This is a genomic window from Kitasatospora sp. NPDC093679 (assembly GCF_040683455.1).
GTDB classification, from domain to species: Bacteria; Actinomycetota; Actinomycetes; order Streptomycetales; family Streptomycetaceae; genus Kitasatospora; species Kitasatospora arboriphila.
Genome location: NZ_JBFBDW010000110.1, coordinates 1 through 5,448, shown reverse-complemented (window position 1 = coordinate 5,448; position 5,448 = coordinate 1). Strand labels below are relative to the sequence as shown.

The 5,448-nt window shown below is 75.5% G+C and carries 6 protein-coding genes and 1 pseudogene; 5 read left to right on the top strand and 2 right to left on the bottom strand.

Annotated features, from left to right (window positions below; translation table 11 throughout):
• Together AB0O09_RS38565 and AB0O09_RS38560 are read left to right on the top strand one after the other, a co-directional pair.
• A pseudogene (locus AB0O09_RS38565) lies at positions 1–100 on the top strand (IS481 family transposase); the annotation flags it as partial.
• 246 nt (positions 101–346) lie between these two features.
• Entirely contained in the window at positions 347–712 is a 366-nt protein-coding gene (locus AB0O09_RS38560; protein WP_363550453.1) for a hypothetical protein, read from the top strand.
• 22 nt (positions 713–734) lie between these two features.
• Here the strand turns inward: AB0O09_RS38560 and fdhD are convergent, their stop codons facing one another.
• Positions 735–1,556, bottom strand: coding sequence for a formate dehydrogenase accessory sulfurtransferase FdhD (gene fdhD, locus AB0O09_RS38555; protein ID WP_363550451.1), 822 nt, complete (start codon positions 1,554–1,556; stop codon positions 735–737).
• Between the two features lie 167 nt (positions 1,557–1,723).
• Between fdhD and hutH the strand changes: the two genes are divergently transcribed.
• Positions 1,724–3,286, top strand: coding sequence for a histidine ammonia-lyase (gene hutH / locus AB0O09_RS38550; RefSeq protein ID WP_363550448.1), 1,563 nt, complete (start codon positions 1,724–1,726; stop codon positions 3,284–3,286).
• 22 nt (positions 3,287–3,308) lie between these two features.
• Here hutH and AB0O09_RS38545 read toward each other — a convergent pair whose 3' ends face one another.
• Complete coding sequence (locus AB0O09_RS38545) at positions 3,309–3,680, bottom strand: hypothetical protein (RefSeq protein ID WP_363550446.1); 372 nt, start codon at positions 3,678–3,680, stop codon at positions 3,309–3,311.
• A gap of 267 nt (positions 3,681–3,947) precedes the next feature.
• Between AB0O09_RS38545 and AB0O09_RS38540 the strand changes: the two genes are divergently transcribed.
• A complete protein-coding gene (locus AB0O09_RS38540) occupies positions 3,948–4,820 on the top strand; it encodes a MurR/RpiR family transcriptional regulator (RefSeq protein ID WP_363550444.1) in 873 nt (290 codons plus the stop codon).
• Between the two features lie 175 nt (positions 4,821–4,995).
• A complete protein-coding gene (locus AB0O09_RS38535; protein ID WP_363550442.1) occupies positions 4,996–5,358 on the top strand; it encodes a hypothetical protein in 363 nt (120 codons plus the stop codon).
• The last annotated feature ends 90 nt before the right edge of the window (positions 5,359–5,448 follow it).

Below are 5,448 nucleotides of genomic sequence, written 5' to 3'. Positions count from 1 at the left end.
CGACTGGCTCCACACCTACAATCACCACCGCGGACACACCGCACTCGCAGGCAAGCCACCCGCCAGCCGCGTCCCCAACCTCACGGGTCAGAACAACTAGCGCCTGCTTCCCAGGGGAGCTCGGGTGGTCGATTCAGGGGCCCCGCGCGCCCCTGGTGGTGCACCCGCGCCGCTGGATTCGCGCCCGGGGGAGTGGAACCGTCGCGGCGGGGCATCCGACGGGGTGGCTGCGACGGGCCCGCACGGGGTACGTCACAGCTGGGCCACAGGGCCCGTCCGGGGGCTGTGCCCCGCGGGCCGCGGCTGCGACAGTGGCCGGACAGCATCGGGGGACCTGGGAGGGACCATGCACACCAAGTTGGCGGGGGCACTGCTCGCACTGGCACTGGCGGTCGGCGGTTCGGCGCTGGCCGGCGGCGAGGCCGCGGCGGCGACGCCCCGCACCGCACCCGCGGCGGCCGTTCAGCAGGCCCCGGCCCAGGCGCCCGCCCAGGCCCCGGCCCGGGCCGGCGCGCTCGGACAGGCGGCGGCGCCCGCCCTCGCCCCGGCGGCGTCCAAGCAGAAGACCAAGGTGGCGAAGTCCAAGTCCAAGTCGAAGAAGAAGAAGAGCTTCTTCGGCACGGTCGCCGGCATCGTGATCGGCGTGGTGATCCTCGGCATCGTGCTGATCGTCATCGTCGTCGTGGTGATGGCGATGCGCCGCAGGAACTGACGGAGCGCCGGGTGGCGGCCCGTCAGCCGGCCGCCACCCGCTCCGCCCCGGCGTACACGTTGGCGCTCTCGCCGCGCAGGAAGCCCACCAGGGTGAGGCCCAGCTCCTCGGCGAGCTCGACCGCGAGCGAGGACGGCGCCGAGACCGCGGCCAGCAGCGGCACGCCCGCCAGCGCCGCCTTCTGGGTCAGCTCGAACGAGGCCCGCCCGCTCACCAGCAGCACGTGTCCGGCGAGCGGCAGCCGGCCCTCCCGCAGGGCCCAGCCGATCACCTTGTCCACCGCGTTGTGCCGCCCGACGTCCTCACGGGCGCAGAGCAGCCTGCCGTCCGCGTCGAACAGCCCGGCCGCGTGCAGCCCGCCGGTGGAGTCGAACGCCCGCTGCGCCGCGCGGAGCCGCTCCGGCAGGGCGTAGAGCAGGGCGGGGGAGACCCGCAGGGCGTCCCGGTCGACCGGCCAGCGGCTGTGCGTGCGCACCGCCTCGACGGTGTCCCGGCCGCAGAGCCCGCAGGCGCTGGTGGTGAGCAGGTTGCGGTGCCCGGAGAGCGGGGCCGCGTCGCCGCGCACCGTCGCGTCCACCACGTTGTAGCTGTTGGCGCCCTCGTCGTCGGTGCCCGCGCAGTAGCGCAGCGCGGCCAACTGCTCGGTGCGGTGGACGACGCCCTCGCCGACCAGGAAGCCCGCGACCAGGTCGAAGTCGTGGCCGGGGGTGCGCATGGTGACGGTCAGCGGCTCGCCGCCGAGCCGTATCTCCAGCGGCTCCTCGGCCGCGAGCGCGTCCGGGCGCACGCCCGTCTCGCTGCCGCGCAGCCGGACCACCCGGCGCCGTACCGTCGCCCGTGCCATCGACCCTCCGCATGCCGTGTCCGCTGTGCCCAGCCTGCGGCACCGCCCCGTCCTGACGGAAATCCTGGCCGTGGTCGGTCCCCGGCGGCCGCAGAACGCGTCCCGGCCAGCGGTTGTCAGATTCCCATTCACCTGATCTCATTGTGCATATGGATATGCACGGTGCTGTGGCCCCCGACGCGCCACTGGTCCAGGTCGGCAAGGCCGACGTCACTGCCGAGGACGTCCTCGCCGTCGCCCGCGGCAACGCCCGGGTCGAGATCGGCCCGGACGCGCTCGCCGAGATGGCCGGCGCCCGCGCCCGGATCGACGCGCTCGCCGCCGAGCCGCGCCCGGTCTACGGCGTCTCCACCGGCTTCGGCGCCCTCGCCGTCCGGCACATCAGCCCCGAGCTGCGCGCCCAGCTGCAGCGCTCCCTGGTGCGCTCGCACGCCGCCGGCATGGGCCCGGTGGTCGAGCGCGAGGTCGTCCGCGCCCTGGTCTTCCTGCGCATGAAGACCCTCGCCTCCGGCCGCACCGGCGTCCGCCCGCTGGTCGCCGAGACCATGGCCGCCCTGCTCAACGCCGGCATCACCCCCGCCGTCCGCGAGTTCGGCTCGCTCGGCTGTTCCGGCGACCTCGCCCCGCTCTCGCACTGCGCCCTCGTGCTGATGGGCGAGGGCACCGCCTTCGGCCCCGACGGCGTCGAGAAGGACGCCGCCGAGCTGCTCGCCGCCGCCGGCATCGAGCCGGTCGAGCTGTTGGAGAAGGAGGGCCTCGCCCTCATCAACGGCACCGACGGCATGCTCGGCATGCTGGTCATGGCCATCGCCGACCTGCAGAAGCTCTTCACCACCGCGGACATCACCGCCGCGATGAGCCTGGAGGCGCTGCTCGGCACCGACAAGGTGCTCGCCCCAGAGCTGCACGCCCCGATCCGCCCGCACCCCGGCCAGGCGCTCTCCGCCGCCAACATGCTGGCCGTGCTCAAGGGCTCCGGCCTCACCGGCCACCACCAGGACGACGCGCCGCGCGTCCAGGACGCCTACTCGATCCGCTGCGCCCCGCAGGTCGCCGGCGCCGGCCGCGACACCGTCGCGCACGCCCGCACCGTCGCCGAGCGCGAGCTCGCCGCCTCCGTCGACAACCCGGTGGTGCTGCCGGACGGCCGGGTCGAGTCCAACGGCAACTTCCACGGCGCCCCGGTCGCGTACGTGCTGGACTTCCTCGCCATCGCCGCCGCGGACCTCGGCTCGATCTCCGAGCGCCGCACCGACCGGCTGCTCGACAAGGCCCGCTCGCACGGCCTGCCGGCCTTCCTCGCCGACGACCCGGGCGTGGACTCCGGCCTGATGATCGCCCAGTACACCCAGGCCGCCCTGGTCAGCGAGAACAAGCGGCTCGCCGTCCCGGCCTCGGTGGACTCCATCCCGTCCTCCGCGATGCAGGAGGACCACGTGTCGATGGGCTGGTCGGCCGCGCGCAAGCTGCGCCAGGCGGTCGTCAACCTGACCCGGGTGCTGGCCGTGGAGCTGGTCGCCGCCGGCCGGGCGCTGGAGATCCGCGCCGAGGGCGGCAGCGGCCCGCTCGCCCCGGCCACCGCCGCCGCGATCGCCGCGGCCCGCGAGGCCGGCGTCGGCGGCCCCGGCCGGGACCGCTTCCTCTCGCCCGACCTGGAGGCCGCCGCGGCGCTGGTCGCCTCCGGCGCGCTGGTCACCGCGGTCGAGCGGGTCACCGGCCCGCTGGGCTGACGTCCCGGCGGGACGGCCGGTCTCAGTACCGGTCGTCCCGCCGCCGCTCCCGGCCTCGGCCGGCCCGCGCGGAGGAGATGTTGATGCCGACGATGCCCGCCCAGCAGACGATCAGGCCGGGCAGCCGGGCGCTCTCGGCGGCGATCGCGGACAGCGGGATGCCCATCACCAGCGAGAGCACCTGCACCTTGAACTGGGGGTTCCCGGGCCGCCGCACCGGCTCGGCGGCGCCGAGGCGCTCGGTCACGCGCTGCTCGACCCGGGCGTCCAGCCGCTCGTCCAGACGCGCGAGGAAGGAGTCGACGATCTCCGCCTCGTACTCCTTGCCGAGCTCCTTGCGGGTCTGCACGGCGGCGTCGAGGTCGCGCGCGAGGTCGTCCTTCGAGAGGTCCATGGCCCCAGCCTGGCCGCCTCGGCGGGCCGCGGTCCACCGCCGGAGCGCGATCTCGGGGACGGGTCAGGGCCGTCTCGGGGTGACCCCGGGGGCGACCCCGACCCCGGTACCGACCCCGGGGCCGACCCTGGCCCCGACCCCGGTACCGGCCGCGCGGGCCGTCCCGACCCGCGAAACACCGTTGCCCGCATGCCAGGACTGCGCGACAGTCGTCCCAGCCGCCGCCGCCAACGGTGCGCAGCGCTCACGAGCCCGGAGGAACCGCCGATGACAGCCCTGGACGAGACCGGCACCGCGGGCCCCTCCGCCCGACTCCTCCAGCTGTTCGAGGGCCACCGGCTCACCCCGACCCAGCGCCGGATCGCGCACTCCCTCGTCCGGCACGCCACCGAGGCGCCGTTCCTGTCCAGCGTGGAGGTCGCCGAGCTGGCCGGCGTCAGCCAGCCGTCGGTGACCCGCTTCGCCGTCGCGCTCGGCTACGACGGCTACCCGGCGCTGCGCAAGCAGCTGCGCGAACTCGGCGCGGGGGAGTCCGCGCCGGCCGCGGAGACCCCTGCGGACGCCGTCCGCAACGAGCACCAGCTGGCGGTGCTGGCCGAGATCGAGCACCTGCGCCACCTCGCCGAGCTGCTCGCCGACCCGGAGCCGATCGTCCGCGCCGCCCGGCTGCTCGCCGCCTCCCGGCCGCTGCCGGTGCTCGGCCTGCGGGCCGCCTCGGCCCAGGCGCACGGCTTCGCCTACTTCGCCGCCAAGGTGCACCCGGACGTCCGGCTGCTGGACGAGGGCGGCTCGATGCTGGCCGACCGGATCGAGCAGGCCGCCTCGGCCGGTGCCACCGCGCTGGCCTGCTTCGCCCTGCCCCGCTATCCGCGGGAGCTGATGGACGCCCTGATCACCGCCCGCGAGTGCGGGCTGACGGTGGTGACGGTCGCCGACAGCGCCTTCGCGCCGGTCGCCAAGCTCTCCGACCTGATGCTGCCGGCCGCGGTCGGCACCGGCCTGGTCTTCGACACCGCCTGCGCGCCGATGATGCTCGGCCGGGTGCTGCTGCAGACCATGTGCGACGAGATCCCCGGCGCCGAGGCCCGGCTGGAGGCCATCGAGCAGTCGGCGACCGCCCGCGGGCTGTTCCTGGAGTAGCGCGCCGCCGCCCGCCTCCCGGCGTGCGGAGCCGGTGCACGGGGGTACCCCGCAGCGCGCGGGGTGCAACTGTGCGCGTTTCGACGGGTTGGCGCCCGCCCGGGAGCGGGCATCCCCCAGACAGGGCCCGGCCGCGGGCCGGACGGGGGTGAACGGGATGCGGGTGATCCACCAGATGAGACCGACCGCTCGGCTGGCCGACGGGGCCGACGAGTGGTCCTGTCCGACCTGCGGGCGGCGGATCGTGCTGCGCCGCCCGCCGGACCCGGGCATCACCGTGCTGGACGCGGGCGACGAGTCCGCCGTGCACATCGGGATCACCGAGCCGACCGCCGCCGAGCGGGCCGCCGCGGAGGCGGCCGAGCGGTACGGGCTGGGCCCGGTCCAGGAGATCCCGCGTCCGCCGGCCCGCGGGCCGCGGGACGCCCGGGAGGCGCAGGAGGATGCGGCCGGCCGGGAGGCGGCGGCCGTCGACGCCCGGGACCGCGCCTGGCTGGCCGAGATCGGCATCGACTGGGAGGGCGGCGCGGCCGCCTGAGAAAGTGTTGGGTAATTGATCAACTGCGTGGCGTGATCCGCTGGTGGTGATCTTTGCGGTCAAGGTGTCCGCGAAGATCGCCGCCATGTG